Raw genomic sequence first — 19,864 nt, forward strand, 5'->3', positions numbered from 1 at the left:
GCAATGAAGCTGGATGTCATTCTTGCTGCCGATGCCTTGCGAGCGCCGCTCACCGGCATCGGTCGTTACACCTATGAAGTGGCCAGACGGCTTGCCCGGCATGAGGAGGTGGCGCGGCTGCGCTATTTCTCGATGGGGCAATGGCTGGAGGACCCCTTGGCCGCGCTGGACAGCCCTCCATCTGAAGGCGCGAAACCAGTCCACGCTCCGCGCGAGCGCGCAACCCTGCGCACCCGCTTGGCAACCAGCCCCCTGGCCGTGCGTATTTACTGCGCATTGACGCCCATGTACTTTGGCTGGCGGCTGCGTGGTAACCGACAGTCGATTTACCACGCACCCAATTACATCGTTCCGCCATTCGATGGACAAACGGTCAGCACCGTGCATGACCTGTCGCACATCCTGTACCCCCAGTTCCACCCACGCGCGCGGGTGGAGTACCTGAACCTGACCCTGGGCCCCAGCCTGGCACGCACCAGCCATGTGATCACCGTGTCCGAGGCGGTGCGCCAGGAAATGATCGAGCGCCGGCTGATGCCGCCAGATCGCATTACCGCCATCCTGGAAGCGGCAGACGCAGCGTTCCGCCCCCACACCCCACAGATGCTGGAGCCAGCCATGCAGGCCCTGGGCCTGCGTGCGGGGCAATACTGCCTGTTTGTGGGTACCGTGGAGCCTCGCAAGAATGTGGAGCGGCTGATCCAGGCTTACGAACTGCTGCCGCAAGAGATGCGCCGCGAGTGGCCTCTGGTCATAGCCGGTGGCAAGGGCTGGAACTCGGAAGCCATCCACGCCCGCATGGCAAAGGCACAAGCCGAAGGCTGGCTGCGCTATGTATCGTTCGTCGACCAGCGCTGGCTTCCCGCGCTGTATGCCGGTGCACGGCTCATGGCCTACCCATCACTCTACGAAGGCTTTGGCCTGCCGATCGTCGAAGCCATGGCCAGTGGCACGCCAGTGCTGACTTCCAATACCTCGTGTATGCCCGAGGTCGCGGGAGGTGCCGCCAGGTTGGTGAATCCTTTGGACGTGGAAGACATGGCGCAGGCTTTGGAGGAGTGTCTCAGCAACGAGGCATGGCAAGCCGAAGCCAAGGTCAAGGGGCTGGCCCGTGCATCCGGCCTGTCGTGGGATCGCTGCGTGGAAGAAACCGTGGCGGTCTACAGGCAACTGGCATGAGCCTGGGCTCACGCAACTACCAAAGCTGGTATGGCAGCGGTGCTGCTGCTTTGGTATTTGCACTGCTGGCCTGGGTACTGCGAAGCTCGGGCAGCTACCCCATCTGCCACAACGATGAGGGCAACTGGATCTCCATTGCCCACCAACTCGACGCAGGCGTGCGCTGGCCAGTTTCAGGCCCCGCATTCATCCATACGGTTCGCACGCTCTCCGAACAACTGCAGTTCAGCCATGCCCACTCCATATCCGTGGTGGGTGTTGGCGGTGTGTTTGTTTCCATGCTTTTGTTGCTGTGGGGCTATCGCAAGCTGGCGTTGGCGGGCTCTGGCGTCATTCTGGCAGGGCTGGCATTGTCCAGCTATTTTTGGGCACCGCTGATGGAGTCCCGCCCACAGCAATGGGGGCAGATGCTGGTGTTCCTGGGCGTGATCTGCGCCTGGCTGTGGTTGCACCGCCAAGGCGGCTGGGCGTTTTTTTTGATCGTGCCCTGCATTGCGGTGACGCACATCCTGAGCCACGCCATCCTGGTCTTTTTATGCGGCATGCTGGTGATTGCCGATTTTTTGGAAAAGCGCCCATTGACATGGCGCCATTTCAGCCTGCTGCTGGTAGTCGTTGCGAGCATGGGCGTTTATGTATGGCCACACGGACCTTATGCAGCCATGCTGACTGACCTGGAGCACGTTCAGATGAAGCGCCTGCTGCGGGCCGGCCCTTACCTCGTGGTGTTGCCATTGTTCACGGGTATGGCGCTCATGTGGGTACAGCGCAGATGGCACTGGCGACCCAGCTGGAGCGAAGCCGTGGCCGCGAGCCTGGAACGCAGGCGCACTGCAACTGGCCTGGGACTGCTGTGCCTGGTTTTTACCGCACTGGCGATACAAGCCTATTTGCTACCCACACAAGCATGGCTGCCTTACGGCGGATCCATGTTGCGCTTCCTGGCCTTCCAGCTTGGCAATGTGATGTTCGCCATTTTCTTTGTGGTTGGAATCTACGGCCTGGTCGAAGGGCTGCGTACCCAGCGCTTCGATCCGGTCATGGGTCGTTTGTTGATCTGGGTACTGATTGCTTTCACCACGCTTGCACTGCTGAGCATTGCCGCTTCCTGGTGGCTGCTGGATACCAACTGGTTTTTGCGCGTACTGAACTATGGCATCTTCTTTGCCGCCATCGTGACCGCCGTTGGCATCTCCAGCGCCACCAAGACCTGGCCCAGGGCCGCCACCTATGCGTTGCTGGGGGTGGGCATGGTGGCCAGCATTCTGGCCGTGGTCCGCCCGCCGCAATTGCTGGGCTGTTGATCGTGCCGCTCCATGGGGCTATTGGTGAAATGCTTGTATTCCCAATACCAGCATGCGCCATCTGCTCTATTTTTTGAAGCTCCACACCCACGCGCCAAGGACACCGTGCGCAGCCAGTGCCCAATCCGAGGTGGCCGCGTCACGCAGTACCCATGGGTCCCGGCCCAGACGGTGGTACTGAATGCCCAGGCCGCCCAGCAAACGCTGCCACCAATTGGGCTTGCGGTCTTCTGCGATACCACCCTGATCCAGGACACGGTGCGCAGGCAGGATGGTCAAGGCCATGTAGCCCTGCTCGCTGACAAGGCGTTGAACCACCGCCAGCACGTCCTCCCATCCCAGATCTGCGAGCGCAAGGGTGGTAATCGAGGCTTGCTGGAGCCTGGAGGAAGCCTCCGGGTCGCTCGTGGCGTCCACACATACCAGTTGTTGACTCGGCGATGCGTTCCGCCACTGCACCAGCAAGTCGATATCGCGAAGATCGTGCAAGACGGCAACCAACAGTTGCGACGAAGCCGCCTTTTCGATATCTGGAATGGCGGCAATCGGAGAGAAGCTTTGGTAGATCTCGCGAATGCGTGCCTCGCATTGTGCAATGGTGAACTGCGCATCTGCAGCGCGCTGCGCAACCTGGCCGCGATGCGCCAATTGCGCCTTGGCTTCCAAAGCCTGGCGGATGGCCTCCCTCCATGCCTGCACCTGATCAGGCGCATAGCACTGCCCGGTTCCAGATTGCCCCACCACCCATGACATGCCCGAGCCATCCAGGTCCGAGGCGATGCAGGGCTTGCCGTGCTGCATGGCTTCGATCAGCACCAGCCCGAAGGCTTCGGTGCGCTCCCGCGACGCCAGCGCAAAAATATCGCAGGAGTTGAACAATGCGTACTTCCTCGCTTCGCTCACCTGTCCAAGCAGCTTGACATTGGCGCAGCCGTGGTGAGACCGCTCGCGCTCGATCAGGGCCTCCAGATCCTTGCGCTGCTCTCCTTCACCGGCAATCAGAAGCTGTACCTCTGCAAACCCGGCGACGGCGGATATCAGCGTATCGAAGCCTTTGTAGTACGTCAGACGCCCCACGGAGAGAATGCGCAGTTGGGCATCGCCCCATTCTGAAACGTCTTCTTCCTCCGCCTGTTGGAGTGTCTCGGTATCGAGCGGCTTGAGCCCCAACGGTATCGCCACGGTCTTGTACAGCCAGCGCTGCAGCGGCGCGCTCGCAGCCATGTAGGGCGGCGATGTGGCCAGAATGGCTTCGCTGTGCTGCAGCAGCTTGGTTTCAAACGGTTTGTAGAGCTGATAACAGGCCTTCAGCACCGTATCCCACTCCGAAACCAGAACATCCGAGTGCCAATGCACCACCCAGGGAATGCGGCGTGCGCTTGGAATGATCAGTGGCCAGAACGCTGCGTTGTTAGGCATATGCAAATGCAGAACATCGGGCTTGAAACGCTGAATAGCCTTCCACAACGCAAACGGAAAGCCCAGTGCGATGGGTGCGAAAACAAGCGTCACCTGCACCGGAACACGAATCAGCCACTCAGGATCATCAGGCAGCGGATCGCCGTGCACCACTGCCCGCGCATCGATACCGCAAGCCCGCTGCTGCTCGATCAAGTCTGCCAGGAAGGACTCCATTCCTCCGCGATAAGGCGGGTAATACTTGCCTACATGCAGCACCCGGAGCGGCGACTGTCCGTTCTTTTGATGAGTTTCGCGGTCTTTTCCTGGCAACCATCGGTGCAGCATGTTATTGGCCAGCCTTTGCCTTCATCTGGGCGAGCAGACTCCTGTAGACCGGATTGGCGGGGTCCATCTCACTGGCGCGTTGCATGGCGGCGTATGCCTTGGCGGCATCGCCCTGCTCCCGGTACGCCAGCGCCTTGCCATAGAAGGCAGGAGGGTTGGGACGCCGTGCCAGAGAGGCATCGAAGATCTGCATGGCGGCCGCAAAGTCCTTTTTGCCGATCAAGGCAATCCCCAGGCCAATTTCGAAGCGAGTGTTGTCTGGTGCGCTCTTGAGCAATTGCTGGTAGTTCGCAATGGCGGCGTCATAGTGCCCGGTGGGAATGGCGACCTCGGCTTGCTCCAGCCATATCTGGGGAACCAGCGCAGGCTCAGGCTGCCAGGTGAGCGCCTTGGCATAGCTTTGATAGGCTTGCTCCAGTTGCTGCGTCTGTTTGTAGGCCGTTGCCTGGTGGTAGGCCAATGCGGCGTTCTGAAAGCCCTGTTTCTCGGCTTCGGCAAATGCCTGGAGCGCTTCCGGATAGCGCTTGAGCAGCTCCAGCGCCATGCCGCGGTTGAACTGCGCAGAGCCCAGCGGCTCTTTGAGTGCAATGGCCTTCTCGAAATCCTGCAGAGACTGTTCGTAGTTCAGGTTCTCCAGCAGATAGGCGCCCCGGTTGTTGAACGGACGCCAGCGCCCGAAGGCATTGAAAGGTGCCTGCATATCCACTTTCTGGGCCGCATCCGTCCAGGCGGTATAGGCGTTCTTGAAGGTGAGATTGCGCTCCACCGCCAGGCCCGTCAAGCCGATGCCCACAACGCATGCCACGGCCACCATGGCCTTGCGCGGAAGGTGCAGCAGCACTAGCGCAAGCAGGGCGGGCAGCAACATCGCCCAGATGTAGCTGCGGTACAGCACAAATGGATCCTGCAGCCAGGCGGTGACGAATTCGGTGCTGAACAGAATCACCGTGCTCAGCAGCACCAGACCCACCAGGCCCCAGCCATCACGGCGGCGCAGCAGCAGGCACAGACTGCCGATCAGCAAGGCCAGATAGCCTACCGCCCCCAGCCAATGGGGCCAGCTGGAGTAGCTCAGTGGATATACCGGCCGCAGGTCAATCGCCATCCACTGCACATTGGGCAGCAGCCACAGCAGACCGTAGTTGAAGAAGAGGGTCGCCTGGTTCATCAGGCTCAGGGGATAGATGGATGAGGTGATACCGGGGTACAGCTTTTCCAGCAGATGCACATAGGCCCACGATGTGTCATCGGTCGCCACGGCACCCACAAACGCCCCCAGCTGCTGCCACAAGACTGCGGTGAACACGCCCATCACCATGGAAATGGCGATCACGATGCCGGCAATCACCTTCCAGGACGGGCGTTTCACAAAAATGTAGAGCGGCAGGGCCAATGCAGGCAACACCACGGCATGTTCCTTGCTCAGCAGTGCACATACAGTGAACAGCAGCGCCAGCAAGGCCCATTTGATGCCTCCGCCGGCAAGCGCCCTGACAAAGGTCCAGCAGGCCAGCGCGGCAAACAGGGTCATCATCACCATGCTGCGCTGAACCAGGTAGCCCACGGCATAGACGGCCATGGGATGCACCGCAAACAAGGCCACCGCCGCAAAGATGGCAATCCGGCGATTGGTATCGAAACCGGGTTCTGCCAGGGTTTCTTCAGAAAAGCGAACGTGCTTGAACAACTCGGTCATCAGCAGCCAGATCGCATAGCAGCTTGCCAGGTGCAGCAGCACGTTGACCACGCGCTGCACGACAAAGCTGTCTCCGAACAGGGCCTGCACCCACACAAAGCTGCCATAGGACAGCATGCGTACTTTCAACTGTGCCAGGTTGCCATAGGCGCCAAAGATGGTGCCGTCGGTGAAGCGGTTGTCATCGAACACCAGACCGTTATGGAGCCCGACCCCATAGATGACGCCCACGGCCAGGAGACTCGCCACGATTCCCAGAAACCAGAACAGTTTTGTTTTTTGCATCGTCGATACGGCTAAGAAAATGCCCCATGAGCAAGCCCTGGGGCAGTTTGGACCAGCACCACCATGTGCCTTCAAACCATTTTAGAGGACTTCTGCGCGCGCCTTGCGTCCAGGCTGCCCGCATGCAAACACAGTCCTAGCCTAGATTTTTGTTACCGTATGCGCAAAAACCCGGCTTGGGTCCCTTCTTGGGATGCAGGCGGCAGGTTTCGGGGCGTTTTTCATACACCGTGCACATGCGCGTGGTGGGGTGCAGAAAATTGCAATCTCCCCCTGCCCGCCGCGCCATGGTGAAAATATTGTGCTTGGGGTTGTAGTGGTCAATCAGCCTGGCCTTGAGCAGGCGCTTGGCTATCAGCTTGTGGTCGACATTGTCCACCTCGAACGGGTCCACCAGTTCCAGCCGCACCAGGTCCGGCAGTTGCACTTCCAGCGGCATGGTGCAGCAATTGGCCGCGCAGCTATCGCACATACCGGGCTTGTATTTGCTCCAGGTGTCCAGCCGGTCCACATCGACTACGCGGATGGAAGATTTCATCGCGCCGCCCCATTCGCCTGCAACCAGATCTGTCCATCCCGCTCCTCCACCGGCACCGCATCGAGGTGCGAGCCACGGCATGGCCCGCCCACGCAAGCGCCGGTGTTGGGCTGGTAGATCGCACCATGGTAGGGGCAGAGAATGAACTGGCGACCGCTTTCGAGCACGTCGCCATCAAAATCCATAGGGACGCTGGCGTGCTGGCATTCGTTGATCCAGCCATGCAAGCTGCCCTGCCAACGGATGACAAAGGCCTTCTGGCCATTGGGCAGTTGAAAAAGGATTGGTTTGCCGTTGTCCACCAGATCGGCACTGCTGCCAATCGGGTCGGTGGCGTCAAAAAGAATCGTGGCGTCGCTCATGCTGTTGAGAAGGTGCGGGTCTGATATGGCAAAAAACATCCCGGCCAAGTTCACACTGCGCCGGGAGATGTTGCCTCAAAATAGATAGCAAATTGCGCATACTCTGCCTGCGCCAGCCCGCTATTTTAAGAAAATTCAGCCCTGCGCCTGTGCAGGCATGCTGGCAATCACCTGCGCCACTGCGGCCGTCAGTTTTTTGGCATACGGCACATGCAGGAACTCATTGGGTCCGTGGGCATTGCTCTTGGGTCCGAGCACCCCGCACACCATCATCTGCGCCTTGGGGAAACCTGCGCTCAGCATGCCCATCAGGGGAATGGAGCCCCCCTGGCCGATGAAACCGCAGTCAGCGCCAAAGTAGGAGCGGCTGGAACGGTTGAGCGCATTCAGGAACCATTCATCGGTACTGGGCGCATTCCAGCCGTTGGCACCGCTGGCACCTTCCCAGGTGACCTTGGCCTGGTACGGCGCATTGTCTTCCAGCAGGCCCTTCAACTCCTGCATGCACTGCACCGCATCCACCAGTGGAGGCAGGCGCAGGCTGAGCTTGAATGCGGTGTAGGGACGCAGCACATTGCCCGCGTCCTGCAATGCTGGCAGGCCTTCTGCACCGGTGACCGACAGCGTGGGCTCCCAGGTGCGCTTGAGCAGTGCCTGCGTGGGGTCGGTCGTGGTGGGCAGCGCAAACAGGCTGGAGCCATTGCAATCGAAGTGCGCCCAGGGGAAGCGCTTGTACAGCTCATCGCCCAGAATGGCAGCGGTGGCCTGCGCCTGGGCCAGGCGCTCGGCAGGTACCTGGCAATGAAAGCTCTCGGGCAGCAGACGTCCGGTCTTGCTGTCTTCCAGGCGGTCGAGTACCTGTCGCATGATGCGGAACGATGATGGCACCACGCCCGATGCATCGCCTGAGTGCACGCCTTCGGTCAGGATCTCGACCTTCAGGGTGCCGGCCACCATGCCGCGCAGGCTGGTGGTGAGCCACAACTGGTCGTAATTTCCGGCGCCGCTGTCCAGGCAGATCACCAGGCCCACATCGCCCAGGCGCGGCTTGAGCATGTCGATATAGGCTGGCAGATCGCCCGAGCCGCTTTCTTCGCAGGTCTCGATCAGGCCGACAATGCGCGGGTGCGGCACATTCTGGCGCTTGAGCTCCTGCACCGCAGCAATGCTGGCGTAGGTGGCATAGCCGTCGTCGGCGCCACCTCGGCCGTACAGCTTGCCGTCTTCATACTTTGGTGTCCAGGGGCCCAGATCGCTGCGCCAGCCCGAAAACTCCGGCTGCTTGTCCAGATGACCGTACATCAACACCGTCTGCTGGCTGCCAGCTTGTGTGGCGGGTACTTCGAAGAACAGCACCGGCGTGCGGCCTGGAATGCGAACCACGTCCAGCTTCAGGCCGTCCACCTTCTGTGCCTCGACCCAGGTGGCGGCATTGCGCACCACGGTGTCGAGGAAACCGTGCTTTTCCCATTCGCCGTCGAAACCGGGCGACTTGGCCGGAATGGCGATGTAGTCGGTCAGCTGGCGCAGAATATCCTTGTCCCACTGCTCGCTGATATGGCTGAGCGCGGGATCGGCCTGCAGGTTGGAAGCGTCAATGCGGGCATTCATGGGGTGGTCTCCTGATCGTGCTGCGCTTGCTGGCGCATGAAGGCCTCAAGGGTACCAGCCCTGGCGCGGAAAGATCGCTTTTCCCCGGCAAACCCCTGCTTTGGAGGCAAGCAAATGGCGATTGGGGTCACCAGCCCTGACTCAAGCCCGGCTTTCCCGCCAAAGCGGCGTACTGCTTTCCGCGGGCGGCACCGGCAGCTGGCGGTGCATGACAACGCAATTGCGCCCAGACGCCTTGGCACGGTACATGGCACTGTCCGCCGCCTCCAGCAGTGTCTCCCATGGAGTATGTGCTCCCACGGCGCCTGCAAAACCGCCAATGCTGACCGTCACCTGCAGCGCATGGCCTTTGATGAGCACGCTCGATGAGCGCACGGCCAGAATCAGCCGCTCAGCAAGAATCTGCGCCTCCTCCATGCCTGTGCCGGGGCAGACGATCACGAACTCTTCCCCACCGAAGCGCCCGAGATACACATCCGAGCGCACATTGCTGGCCAGCACGCGGCTGACATGGCGCAGCACCTTGTCGCCGGAGATATGACCATGCGTGTCATTCACCCGCTTGAAATGGTCCACATCGATCAGCAGCAACGCCAGAGGATGGGCCTGGCGGCCAGCATCCTTGATGCAATGCTCCAGCGCCCTCACCAGCGCACGGCGGTTGAGCATACGGGTGAGAGGATCCCGCAGCGCAGCACGGCGGCTTCGGGCTTCCCGCCGATCCTGCACCATGCGCATGAAGCCCAGGGTCAGCAACAGAATCACCACCACGTTCAGCGCCGTGCGCGCCCAGTACCACAGCAGAGGCTGCTCCATGGGCGCCACCTCCTGCGGCAGGCCTTGGCCAGGCCCGCATTGCAGATAAAGCACGCCAGCCAGGAAAACCCCCAGCGCCACATACAGCATGCGGTAACCAGTGCCCAGGCGCAAAGCCCGCATGCGCCACAACTCCAGCGCCAGCCAGCCCAGTTGAATGGCAAACACTGCATGCATGGCATAGAGCAGCACAGGCGCCAGTTCCGCACCCAGCGTCAGGCTGCCAAGCAGCAAGACAGCGGCAGGCGCCAGCAAGAGCCAGCGCCAATCGGAGTCGAGTTGGCGAAACTGGTGCAACGCCATGACGAGGCACCCCAGCATGGCACTGAACAAGCAACTGGTCAGCAGGCCGCTCCACCGTGCGGCCGCTAGCGACAGCATCTGCACGGCGGCCAGCAAACCCACCAGCAACATGGCCAGCGCCACTGCCCCCAGGCCCTTGCGCCAGCCCTTGCGCCCCAGCACGACAATAGAGGTAACCGCCGACAAGGCGGTCATTCCAACCATCATCCACATCAGCGCAATGCCTACCAAGCCCCGCTCCATAAACAAGGATAAATAATTTTAATAATTAATAAATTATAACTATAGAAAATTTACCACTGCGTCGGTCTTCAAGCGCAGGGACAGGCTGCTTTCAATGTGTTGACGATCTCCTCGCGCCGCGACACCGGATCTGCGGGATGGTAGCCGCCAACACCACCCAGCAAATCGTAGATTTGCGGTTGAAACGAGGTGCCGGGCCGCGTCAGGCCGAGCCGCGCTAGGCCGGACCGCGCTAGGCAAAGCCGCAGGCAGTACAGACGTACAACGAGGCTGAGCGCCCCCGGCTGGGCGCCCCCAACGAAGCACGACGTATCAAGGGTTGTGCTAGCAGCTCTTAGCAGCCCCACCAATCACCGCTTTCAGTGGCCATGGCTCCGAATCAGCACTGGGCCACCGGGTGTGACGGATCAAGGTCCGCCGCGATGACTGAACAACCACGGCTCTGGTGACTGACTGCCACAACTGAAACATTTGTCGCGCTGCGAGAAACCCAGGATGGTCGAGCAGGCACTGATCGCCCGGTTCGGCAAGCCATGCAGTCCCCAAGCAGAACGGTCTGCTCGGGGGGGGGAACCACTTCAACAACCGCTGACGCCCGAACCAGGCACTGCATATGAGAATACCCGCTGAGGCATTCGCAGGGTCGATGCGTATTTACAGCTGGCTATTAAAACATCAGACAGGTCAGATGGAATGGATAGAATGGTGTCCGTTCAGACCCTGGACTCTCGACGCTCATTTAATAGCGAAATACTTGAAGCCAGGGGTCAAAACCCAAACAATACCAATAATTTTATTATCAAGAATTCCTCTCATTCTGGCGCTCCACCTGTTGGAACACTGATAACTCGCCGTGCCCCTAAGAAAAAATAATAAAACAAGCAGAAGCAATTAAATTATTGAACCTTGATGGTAATTTGAAAAACGTCCCATCTCAAATAGATCTTTCGAAATATTTGAAAACAATAAATGATTGAATATATACAAATACTTCGTTTCATAGCAGCCATTTGGGTTGCTATCTTTCATGGATCAATGGCAGGAATGTTTTCTGGTTCAGCACCTTGGGTAGACCTTTTTATCAATTGGGGATATGCGGGCGTTGATATTTTCTTTGTCATCAGCGGCGTCATCATGGCGCATTCAACAAGAAATACCCCCGCTCAGCCACGCGCTGCAGGTGCTTTTTTTCTTATTCGGTTCTCTCGAATTTATACAGGATGGTGGCCCGCCATGTTACTGTATGTTATCTTTTTTAAAATAACACATCAGCTTGGCCCCGAAATTGATCTAAAGGCCTCTTTCTTCCTCTACTTCACAGAGCTATCAGGCCTTATCAATATTGCGATCTGGTCCTTAATGTTCGAGCTATATTTTTATATCATAATAACGATCAGCCTATTGCTTCAGAAGCAGCATCGCACTCCCTTTTTAGGGCTGCTTTTCACCGCTTTAATTCTAATCAATTTGTATTTATTCATAGATCGCTCTACTGCAGATATTTACTCCAATCCCAATTGGATTCAGATGTTTTATATTGCACCCATAGTGGCCGAGTTTTTTATGGGCCACTTTCTTTACGGCTATGTCAAAAAAACTTCCTGCCCATCATGGAAAACATGGGGATTCATCGCAATATTGCTAATTTCATTGACCATATATTCAGCACCCCGCTTTGCAAATCATCCATATGGCTTGGCAAATCTTTACTATTGGCCCGAGCGGGCAGTGCTCATAGGTGGGGCCGCGTTAGCGATCGTAGGCATGGCCTTGAAACTACCACCTCCACAAAATAAAATTGCTCGGGCGCTAGCAATATTGGGCGATTATTCTTACTCCATCTATTTACTGCATATCCTGGCTTTCGGCGTCATGCTTTCATTATTACCACTGGGTAATTTTGACAATCATTTTCGCACCGTTATCTCAGTTGCGACCATATTAATTTTGCTACTGGCATCCGCTGCCTACTATCATTGGGTGGAACATCCCGCCTATATGTTTTTCCGTAACAGGATCAGCCGATTGCTCACGCCATCTTCTCAATGACCTGTCTTATCTAAGAAGGTCCTCCCGCCCTCTACGACGCTGCCACCGCGCTTCAGGCGTGCTCGAAGTGGAACACCGCCGTGCCCGCCAGCGCATTGGGCAGCAGGCGCTGCACATGGCCGTTCTGCAGACCGAAGCTGTCCAGAATGCGCAGCTTGTTCTTGATGGCCAGCACCTCGAAGTCCTTGAAGGTGCCGACGCGGATATTGGGCGTGTCGTACCACTGGTAAGGCAGGCGCTTGGTCACCGGCATGCGGCCCTGCAGAATCGAGAGGCGGTTGGGCCAGTGTGCAAAGTTGGGAAAGGCCACCACGCCCTGCTTGCCGATGCGCGCGGTCTCGCGCAGCATCACTTCGGCATTGCGCAAGTGCTGCAAGGTGTCGATCTGCAGCACCACATCAAAGCTGTTGTCCTCGAAGATGGCCAGGCCGTCTTCCAGATTGAGCTGCAACACATTGACGCCACGGCGCACGCAGGCCAGCACATTGGCATCGTCGTACTCAATGCCGTAGCCGGTGCAACCGCGCTCTGCCTGTAGATGGGCCAGCAGGCTGCCGTCGCCACAACCCAGGTCGAGCACGCGCGAGCCTGGGGGTATCAGTGAGGCAATGGCGCGCAGGGTGGATTTTTCGGTCATGCGGCCTCCTTGGTGGCTGGTGCGGTGTTCAGTTCGTTGGCAATGTTCTCAAAATAGGAGCGCATCACGCCCATGTAGCGGGCGTCATCGAGCAAGAACGCGTCATGGCCGTGCGGAGCGTCGATCTCGGCATAGCTCACGGTACAGCGGTTGTCGAGCAAGGCTTTGACGATTTCTCGGCTGCGCGCAGGCGAAAAGCGCCAATCCGTCGTAAAGCTCACCAGCATGAACTTGGCCTTGGCCTTGGCAAGCGACTGGGTCAGGTCGCCGCCATCGGCCTTGGCGGGGTCGAAATAATCGAGCGCGCGAGTGATCAGCAGGTAGGTGTTGGCGTCGAAGTAGTCGCTGAACTTGTCGCCCTGGTAGCGCAGATAGCTCTCGATCTGAAATTCCACGTCCTGCGTGCTGTACTTCAGGTCCATGCCCTCGCGCAGCTGGCGGCCGAACTTCTGGTTCATCACGTCGTCGCTCAGATACGTGATGTGGCCGATCATGCGTGCAATGCGCAGGCCGCGCTTGGGCACCACGCGGTGCTCGTAGAAGTGGCCGCCGTGAAAATCCGGGTCGGTCACGATGGCGCGGCGCGCCACTTCGTTGAAGGCAATGTTCTCGGCGCTCAGGCACGGCGCACTCGCCACGACCACCGCGTGGCGCATGCGTTCAGGGTGCTGCAGCGTCCACGACAGCGCCTGCATGCCGCCCAGGCTGCCGCCCAGCACGGCCGCCAGCTGCGTGACGCCCAGGCGATCGAGCAGACGCGCCTGGGCGTTGACCCAGTCTTCCACCGTCATCACCGGAAAATCTGCCCCGTACACCTTGCCGGTATCGGGGTTGATGTGCATGGGCCCGGTCGAGCCAAAGCAGGAGCCGAGGTTGTTGACGCCGATGACAAAGAATTTGTTGGTATCGACCGCCTTGCCCGGTCCGATCATGTTGTCCCACCAGCCCTCGCTCTTGGGCTGGCCTTCATAGCTGCCAGCCACGTGGTGAGATGCGTTGAGCGCATGGCACACCAAAATGGCGTTGGACCTGTCGGCATTCAACTCGCCATAGGTCTCGAAAGCCAAGTGGTAATCGCGGATGGAAGCGCCACTTTTGAGGGGGAGCGCCTCCGGGAAATGCATTGATTGAGGTGTCGCAACAAATGACATAAGAAAACCCGGCAACGCTAAAAACGAGGCCGGGTCGATGCTTTTCTGTCGCCTACCGAGTCTTTAGCTGGATTTATAAAGCGCCCGCAAGCTGAAGCAAATCGGCGCCGTGAAGCACAAAGTGTACTACCAATCGCTCGCAAGCGGCACCTGTCAAAACCCGCCCAGGTACAGCCGACTCGAGCTTTTCACCTCTTCCATCACCGCATATGTCCGCGTCTCGCGCACGCCAGGCAACTGCCACAGCACTTCTCCGGCAAAGGTGCGGTAGTGGTTCATGTCGGCCACACGGATCTTCACCAGATAGTCGAAGCCGCCCGCCACCATATGGCACTCCATGATTTCGGGCCGCACCTGCACGGCAGCCTTGAACTCCTCGAACACATTGGGGGTGGTGCGGTCGAGCAGGATTTCGATGAACACCAGCATGGCCGCACCCAGCTTTTGCGGGTTCAGGCGCGCTTCGTAACCGGCGATATAGCCGTCCTTGGTCAGGCGCTGCACCCGCGCCAGCACGGCGGTGGGCGAGAGTGCCACGGCTTCTGCCAGCTTCAGGTTGGAGATGCGTCCATCGCGCTGCAGCACGGCGAGGATGCGCAGGTCCATGCGGTCAAGGTCTTCGGGCGGGGCGATCATATCGGTCATAAGCGGCCTGGATGCAGAATCTTTCTCTATGAAATAGAGCAATTATGGAGAGAAATTCATCGTACAAACTCGCACACTGGCGATATTCACTACCACGGTATTCCCAGAGGCCGCCATGACCGCACCCACCCTGTCTGCTGTTCGCTCCATCGATTTTGAGCAAAATACGGCTCCAGCACACAACCATCAAGCGCAGACAGCTACTGTTTTTGATGATTTCACCCCGGCATTGCAGCCAGCCACGCCACTGCGCGCAGCCATTATCGCCGCCTACCGCAAGCCCGAGCCTGCCGCATTGGCCGACCTGCTGCCCCAGGCCACGCCGCCCGCCGCCATCGCGCAGGCGGGGGACGCACTGGCGTTGGAGCTGGCCAAAAAGCTGCGCGAGCGCAAGGCGGACGCTGGCCGCGCGGGCCTGGTGCAGGGGCTGCTGCAGGAGTTTGCGCTGTCGTCGCAGGAAGGCATTGCACTGATGTGCCTGGCCGAGGCCCTGCTGCGCATCCCCGACGCAGCGACGCGCGATGTGTTGATCCGCGACAAGATCGCCCACGGGGAATGGAAGGCCCACGTGGGCAAGAGCCCGTCGATGTTCGTCAACGCCGCAGCCTGGGGCCTTGTGCTGACCGGCAAGCTGGTGGCCACGCACAGCGAGGGTTCGCTCGGCCAGTCGCTCACGCGCCTGATCGGCCGTGGCGGCGAGCCGCTGATCCGCAAGGGCGTGGATATGGCCATGCGCATGATGGGCGAGCAGTTCGTAACTGGCGAGACCATTGGCGAGGCGCTGCAGAACGCCGAGCGCCTGGAGGACAAGGGCTTCCGCTATTCGTATGACATGCTGGGCGAAGCCGCGATGACGGCTGACGATGCCAAACGCTATCTGCGCGACTACGAAAACGCCATCCACGCCATCGGCAAGGCCAGCAACGGCCGTGGCGTGTACGAAGGCCCGGGCATCTCGATCAAGCTGAGCGCCCTGCACCCGCGCTACAGCCGCGCGCAGCACGACCGCGTGATGGCCGAACTCTACCCCGTGGTGCTGCAGCTCACCTTGCTCGCCCGCCAGTACAACATCGGCCTCAATATCGACGCCGAAGAAGCCGACCGCCTGGAGCTGTCGCTCGATCTGCTGGAAAAACTGTGCTTTGCGCCCGAGCTGGCAGGCTTTGCCGGCATCGGCTTTGTGGTGCAGGCCTACCAGAAGCGCTGCCCCTATGTGCTCGATTTCATCATCGATCTGGCGCGCCGCAGCCAGCACCGCCTGATGGTGCGCCTCGTCAAGGGCGCGTACTGGGACAGCGAGATCAAGCGCGCCCAGGTCGAAGGCCTCGAAGGCTACCCGGTCTACACTCGCAAGGCCTATACCGATGTGTCGTACATCGCCAATGCGCGCAAGCTCCTGGCCGCGCCCGATGCGGTCTACCCCCAGTTTGCCACCCACAACGCGCACACGCTGGCCACCATCTACCACCTGGCCGACCCGGCCACCTACCAGCCGGGCCAGTATGAATTCCAGTGCCTGCACGGCATGGGTGAGCCGCTGTACGAGCAGGTGGTGGGCCGCAATGCCGCAGAAAACCTGGGCCGCCCCTGCCGCATCTACGCGCCCGTCGGCACGCATGAAACGCTGCTGGCCTACCTGGTGCGCCGCTTGCTCGAAAACGGCGCCAACACCAGCTTCGTCAATCGCATCGCCGACCAGGACATTCCGCTCTCAAAACTGGTGGAAAACCCCGTCGCCACCGTGCAGCAATGGGCGCAGAGCGAAGGCCAGCTGGGCCTGCCCAACCCGCACATCGCCCAGCCGCGTGAACTGTATGGCGACAGCCGCGCCAATTCCGCCGGGCTGGATCTGGCCAATGACGACCGCCTGCGCCAGCTGCAGGGCGACCTGCAGGCCAGTGCAGCCATGGCGTGGCACGCCGAGCCCATGCTGGCACAAGGTGCGCCGGCCTCCACCAACGCACCGGAAGCCGTCGTCAACCCGGCCGATCACCGCGACACGGTCGGGCAGGTGACGAACGCCTCGGCCGAGCAGGTCGAGTTCGCCCTGGGCGCCGCCCAGGCCGCCGCTGCCCGCTGGCAGGCCACACCGGTGGCCGAACGCGCCGATTGTCTGGAGCGCGCCGGCGACCTGCTCGAAGCCCATATGCCGACCCTGATGGGCGTTTTGGTACGCGAAGCGGGCAAGACCTGCTCCAACGCCATTGCCGAAGTGCGCGAAGCCGTGGATTTTCTGCGCTTCTACGCCGCCCAGGTGCGCAGCTGGAGCAATGCTGTAGACCCGTCTGGCTACCAGGCCCTGGGCCCGGTAGTCTGCATCAGCCCGTGGAACTTTCCGCTCGCCATCTTTACCGGCCAGGTGGCTGCGGCACTGGCGGCGGGCAACACCGTGCTGGCCAAACCTGCCGAGCAGACACCGCTGATCGCCGCCGCTGCCGTGCAGGCGCTGTGGCAGGCGGGCGTGCCCAGCGATGTGCTGCAACTGCTGCCGGGCACCGGCGAGACCGTGGGCGCACGCCTGACCGCCGACAGCCGCGTGCAGGGCGTGATGTTCACCGGATCGACGGAGGTGGCCCGCATCCTGCAAAAAACGCTGGCCCAGCGCCTGGACGCCCACGGCCAGCCCGTCACCCTGGTGGCCGAAACCGGCGGTCAGAACGCGATGATCGTGGATTCGTCTGCCCTGGCCGAGCAGGTGGTGGTCGATGTGCTGTCGTCCGCCTTCGATTCGGCAGGCCAGCGCTGCTCCGCCCTGCGCGTGCTGTGCGTGCAGGAAGAGGCAGCAGACCGGCTCTTTGCCATGCTGCGCGGCGCCATGCAGGAGCTGAACGTAGGCAACCCGGCGCAGCTCCACACCGACGTGGGCCCGGTGATCGACGCGGAGGCGCAAGGCATCATCGACCGCCACATTGCCAGAATGAAGGCCAATGGCCACCAGGTGTGGCAAACCGCTGCACGCCCCGGCAGCGCAGCGCAAGGCACCGCACAGGGCACATTCGTGCCACCCACGGTGATCGCCATCAACAAGCTGTCGGAGCTACAGCGCGAAGTATTCGGCCCGGTGCTGCACATCCTGCGCTACAAGCGTGAAAACCTGGCCCAGCTGGTGGCCGACATCAACGCCACCGGCTACGCGCTCACCCTGGGGCTGCACACCCGCATCGACGAAACCATCGCCCAGGTGGTGAATGCCGCAAATGCAGGCAACATCTACGTCAACCGCAACATCGTCGGTGCCGTGGTCGGCGTGCAGCCGTTTGGCGGCGAAGGCCTCTCGGGCACCGGCCCCAAGGCGGGCGGCCCCTTGTACATGCTGCGCCTGCTCGCCCGCATGCCAGCCACTGCCACTGCAGATGCCCTGGCCCACCTACCCCGCATGAAAGGCAGCGAAGCCCGCGCCGCAGCCGCCACGCCCGCTGCAGGCAAACGCGGCAATGCCCACGGGCTGGAGCTGGCAGATGCCGCACCCGCCCCTGCGCTGGCGGCGCTGCAGGCCTGGGCCCAGCAGCAGGGCCAAACCCAGCTCGCCAGCCTGTGCCTTGCCTATGGCGCGCATACCGGCAACGGCTTTGCCGCCGAGTTGCCCGGCCCCACGGGCGAGCGCAACCTCTATGTACTGGGTGGCCGCGAGCGCATTGCCTGTGTGGCGGGCAGCGCCGACAAGTTGCTGGCCCAACTGGCAGCCGTGCTGGCAGTTGGCACCACCGCCGTCTGGCCCCAGACCAGCGCCAATGCCGCCTTGCTTGGCCAACTGCCTGCCGACGTGCGCGCCCATGTGGTGCTCGCAGGCCACAACACCGAGGAGCTGCTGCAATCCGAAGACTTTGATGCCCTGGTCACCGATGCCGCCAGCGACTGGCTGGCCACCGGAAGCCGCCTGACTGCGCGGCCCGGCGCCATCATTCCCATCACGGCGCAGGCAGTGGACGGCAGCGTTCCCCTGTTCCGCCTGCTTGCCGAGCATGCGATCAGCATCAACACGGCTGCTGCAGGGGGCAACGCCAGCCTGATGACGCTCGGCTAGCGTTGCGGCGAGGCCCTCTCTTTCTGCTTCAGACGAGCGGCAGGCCCACGTAGTTTTCCGCCAATGCGGTGGAAGCTGCGTGGGAGCGGACGATATAGTCCAGCTCGGCCTGCTGTACCCGGGCGTCAAAAGCCCCCGCCTCGGGAAAGCGGTGCAGCAGCGAGGTCATCCACCACGAAAAGCGCTCGGCCTTCCAGATGCGCGCCAGGCACCGGCCGGAATAGCCGTCCAGCCCCGCGTCGCTGCGCTCGCCATAGTGCTGCGCCAGCGCCTGGGCCAGGTAACCCACGTCAGACGCCGCCAGATTGAGCCCCTTGGCACCAGTGGGCGGCACGATGTGGGCGGCGTCGCCCGCGAGAAACATGCGGCCAAAGCGCATGGGCTCGGTCACAAAGCTGCGCAGCGGTGCAATGCTTTTTTCAAGCGAAGGGCCGGTGACGAGCCGCTCGCGCGCCTCGGGGTCGAGGCGCAGGCGCAGCTCCTGCCAGAAGGCCTCGTCGCTCCAGGCTTGCGCCTTCTCGGTCAGGGGCACTTGCAGGTAGTAGCGGCTGCGCTGCGCGCTTCTTTGGCTGCACAGCGCAAAGCCGCGCTCGGTATTGGCGTAAATCAATTCGTCGGAGACCGGCGGCGTGTCCGACAGCAGGCCCAGCCAGCCAAAGGAGTAGACCTTCTCGAACGTGCGGATGCGCTCGGCCGGCACACTGGCGCGGCACACGCCGTGAAAGCCGTCGCAACCCGCGATGAAATCGCACGCGATCTCGTGCACCTGGCCGTCCTTTTCGTAGCGCACCCGGGGGCTGGGGCCGTCAAAATCCAGCGGCTGCACCTGGGCTGCCTCGTAGATGGTGGTCAAACCTTCGGCAGCGCGCACTTCCATCAGGTCGCGGGTGACCTCGGTCTGGCCATAGACCACCACGCTCTTGCCGCCCGTCAAGCCATGCAGATCGATGCGGTGGCGCTGGCCGCCAAACAGCAGCTCGATCCCCTGGTGCGGCAGGCCCTCGGCGCGCATGCGCCCGGCAGCGCCCGCCTGCTCCAGCAGATCCACAGTCACCTGCTCCAGCACCCCGGCGCGGATGCGGCCCAGCACGTAGCTGGCGCTGCGCTGCTCCACAATGATGTTGTCGATACCGGCCTTGTGCAGCAACTGGCCGAGCAGCAGGCCCGCCGGGCCAGCGCCGATGATGGCGACTTGGGTTCGCATGGTGTTTGTCTCCTGGTTGGTAATGCCTCTCAGGCTACGAAAGCACCCCGATCAAAGCGAGACGCTGTCGC

14 protein-coding genes are annotated in these 19,864 nt (G+C 61.0%); 4 read left to right on the forward strand and 10 right to left on the reverse strand.

What is annotated here, in order from left to right; all coding sequences use genetic code 11:
- Positions 1-3: 3 nt before the first annotated feature.
- Both ABIE32_RS00920 and ABIE32_RS00925 read left to right on the forward strand, forming a co-directional pair.
- Positions 4-1,179 (forward strand): glycosyltransferase family 4 protein, encoded by a 1,176-nt coding sequence (locus ABIE32_RS00920; RefSeq protein ID WP_429012929.1) that lies wholly within the window; start codon positions 4-6, stop codon positions 1,177-1,179.
- Positions 1,176-2,483 (forward strand): hypothetical protein, encoded by a 1,308-nt coding sequence (locus tag ABIE32_RS00925; protein ID WP_429012932.1) that lies wholly within the window; start codon positions 1,176-1,178, stop codon positions 2,481-2,483. The genes ABIE32_RS00920 and ABIE32_RS00925 overlap by 4 nt, the downstream gene beginning before the upstream one ends.
- Before the next feature lie 66 nt (positions 2,484-2,549).
- Here ABIE32_RS00925 and ABIE32_RS00930 read toward each other — a convergent pair whose 3' ends face one another.
- The 6 genes from ABIE32_RS00930 to ABIE32_RS00955 form a co-directional block, all read right to left on the reverse strand.
- The gene (locus ABIE32_RS00930; protein ID WP_429012934.1) at positions 2,550-4,118 is read right to left on the reverse strand and encodes a glycosyltransferase; all 1,569 of its coding nucleotides are present in this window, start codon (positions 4,116-4,118) and stop codon (positions 2,550-2,552) included.
- Positions 4,119-4,230: 112 nt separating this feature from the next.
- On the reverse strand, positions 4,231-6,210 hold the full coding sequence (locus ABIE32_RS00935; protein ID WP_429012937.1) for a tetratricopeptide repeat protein: 1,980 nt from the start codon (positions 6,208-6,210) through the stop codon (positions 4,231-4,233).
- A gap of 136 nt (positions 6,211-6,346) precedes the next feature.
- Positions 6,347-6,748: a YkgJ family cysteine cluster protein gene (locus tag ABIE32_RS00940; RefSeq protein WP_224150686.1), complete on the reverse strand. Its 402-nt coding sequence runs from the start codon at positions 6,746-6,748 to the stop codon at positions 6,347-6,349.
- Positions 6,745-7,110: a Rieske (2Fe-2S) protein gene (locus ABIE32_RS00945; RefSeq protein WP_224150687.1), complete on the reverse strand. Its 366-nt coding sequence runs from the start codon at positions 7,108-7,110 to the stop codon at positions 6,745-6,747. Before ABIE32_RS00945 ends, ABIE32_RS00940 begins: the two co-directional genes overlap by 4 nt.
- A gap of 135 nt (positions 7,111-7,245) precedes the next feature.
- Entirely contained in the window at positions 7,246-8,721 is a 1,476-nt protein-coding gene (locus ABIE32_RS00950; RefSeq protein ID WP_429012941.1) for a M20 family metallopeptidase, read from the reverse strand.
- Positions 8,722-8,862: 141 nt separating this feature from the next.
- Positions 8,863-10,035 carry a diguanylate cyclase gene (locus tag ABIE32_RS00955; protein WP_429012944.1) on the reverse strand — a complete coding sequence of 391 codons (1,173 nt, stop codon included), beginning with the start codon at positions 10,033-10,035 and terminating at the stop codon, positions 8,863-8,865.
- A gap of 1,017 nt (positions 10,036-11,052) precedes the next feature.
- Here ABIE32_RS00955 and ABIE32_RS00960 point away from each other — a divergent pair.
- Complete coding sequence (locus tag ABIE32_RS00960) at positions 11,053-12,132, forward strand: acyltransferase family protein (protein ID WP_429012946.1); 1,080 nt, start codon at positions 11,053-11,055, stop codon at positions 12,130-12,132.
- Positions 12,133-12,184: 52 nt separating this feature from the next.
- Here the strand turns inward: ABIE32_RS00960 and metW are convergent, their stop codons facing one another.
- The 3 genes from metW to ABIE32_RS00975 form a co-directional block, all read right to left on the reverse strand.
- Positions 12,185-12,769: a methionine biosynthesis protein MetW gene (gene metW, locus ABIE32_RS00965; protein ID WP_224150690.1), complete on the reverse strand. Its 585-nt coding sequence runs from the start codon at positions 12,767-12,769 to the stop codon at positions 12,185-12,187.
- Complete coding sequence (gene metX / locus ABIE32_RS00970) at positions 12,766-13,920, reverse strand: homoserine O-succinyltransferase MetX (protein WP_429012949.1); 1,155 nt, start codon at positions 13,918-13,920, stop codon at positions 12,766-12,768. The genes metW and metX overlap by 4 nt, the downstream gene beginning before the upstream one ends.
- 153 nt (positions 13,921-14,073) lie before the next feature.
- Positions 14,074-14,565 (reverse strand): Lrp/AsnC ligand binding domain-containing protein, encoded by a 492-nt coding sequence (locus ABIE32_RS00975; protein ID WP_396022764.1) that lies wholly within the window; start codon positions 14,563-14,565, stop codon positions 14,074-14,076.
- A 115-nt stretch (positions 14,566-14,680) separates the two neighbouring features.
- Between ABIE32_RS00975 and putA the strand changes: the two genes are divergently transcribed.
- Entirely contained in the window at positions 14,681-18,589 is a 3,909-nt protein-coding gene (gene putA / locus ABIE32_RS00980) for a trifunctional transcriptional regulator/proline dehydrogenase/L-glutamate gamma-semialdehyde dehydrogenase (RefSeq protein WP_429012952.1), read from the forward strand.
- Positions 18,590-18,617: 28 nt separating this feature from the next.
- Here putA and pobA read toward each other — a convergent pair whose 3' ends face one another.
- Positions 18,618-19,793 carry a 4-hydroxybenzoate 3-monooxygenase gene (pobA, locus tag ABIE32_RS00985; protein WP_429012955.1) on the reverse strand — a complete coding sequence of 392 codons (1,176 nt, stop codon included), beginning with the start codon at positions 19,791-19,793 and terminating at the stop codon, positions 18,618-18,620.
- Positions 19,794-19,864: the final 71 nt, after the last annotated feature.

Source organism: Comamonas sp. 4034 (assembly GCF_050434545.1).
Lineage (GTDB): Bacteria > Pseudomonadota > Gammaproteobacteria > Burkholderiales > Burkholderiaceae_C > Comamonas > Comamonas odontotermitis.

Excerpts from the sequence above, each read along its gene's own strand:
- metW (WP_224150690.1), bottom strand. The coding sequence starts at position 12,769 with ATGACCGAAAAATCCACCCTGCGCGCCATTGCCTCACTGATACCCCCA.
- ABIE32_RS00950 (WP_429012941.1), bottom strand. The coding sequence starts at position 8,721 with ATGAATGCCCGCATTGACGCTTCCAACCTGCAGGCCGATCCCGCGCTC.
- ABIE32_RS00935 (WP_429012937.1), bottom strand. The coding sequence starts at position 6,210 with ATGCAAAAAACAAAACTGTTCTGGTTTCTGGGAATCGTGGCGAGTCTC.
- ABIE32_RS00955 (WP_429012944.1), bottom strand. The coding sequence starts at position 10,035 with ATGACCGCCTTGTCGGCGGTTACCTCTATTGTCGTGCTGGGGCGCAAG.
- ABIE32_RS00960 (WP_429012946.1), top strand. The coding sequence starts at position 11,053 with ATGATTGAATATATACAAATACTTCGTTTCATAGCAGCCATTTGGGTT.
- ABIE32_RS00920 (WP_429012929.1), top strand. The coding sequence starts at position 4 with ATGAAGCTGGATGTCATTCTTGCTGCCGATGCCTTGCGAGCGCCGCTC.
- ABIE32_RS00940 (WP_224150686.1), bottom strand. The coding sequence starts at position 6,748 with ATGAAATCTTCCATCCGCGTAGTCGATGTGGACCGGCTGGACACCTGG.
- ABIE32_RS00945 (WP_224150687.1), bottom strand. The coding sequence starts at position 7,110 with ATGAGCGACGCCACGATTCTTTTTGACGCCACCGACCCGATTGGCAGC.
- metX (WP_429012949.1), bottom strand. The coding sequence starts at position 13,920 with ATGTCATTTGTTGCGACACCTCAATCAATGCATTTCCCGGAGGCGCTC.
- ABIE32_RS00925 (WP_429012932.1), top strand. The coding sequence starts at position 1,176 with ATGAGCCTGGGCTCACGCAACTACCAAAGCTGGTATGGCAGCGGTGCT.
- pobA (WP_429012955.1), bottom strand. The coding sequence starts at position 19,793 with ATGCGAACCCAAGTCGCCATCATCGGCGCTGGCCCGGCGGGCCTGCTG.
- ABIE32_RS00930 (WP_429012934.1), bottom strand. The coding sequence starts at position 4,118 with ATGGAGTCCTTCCTGGCAGACTTGATCGAGCAGCAGCGGGCTTGCGGT.
- ABIE32_RS00975 (WP_396022764.1), bottom strand. The coding sequence starts at position 14,565 with ATGACCGATATGATCGCCCCGCCCGAAGACCTTGACCGCATGGACCTG.
- putA (WP_429012952.1), top strand. The coding sequence starts at position 14,681 with ATGACCGCACCCACCCTGTCTGCTGTTCGCTCCATCGATTTTGAGCAA.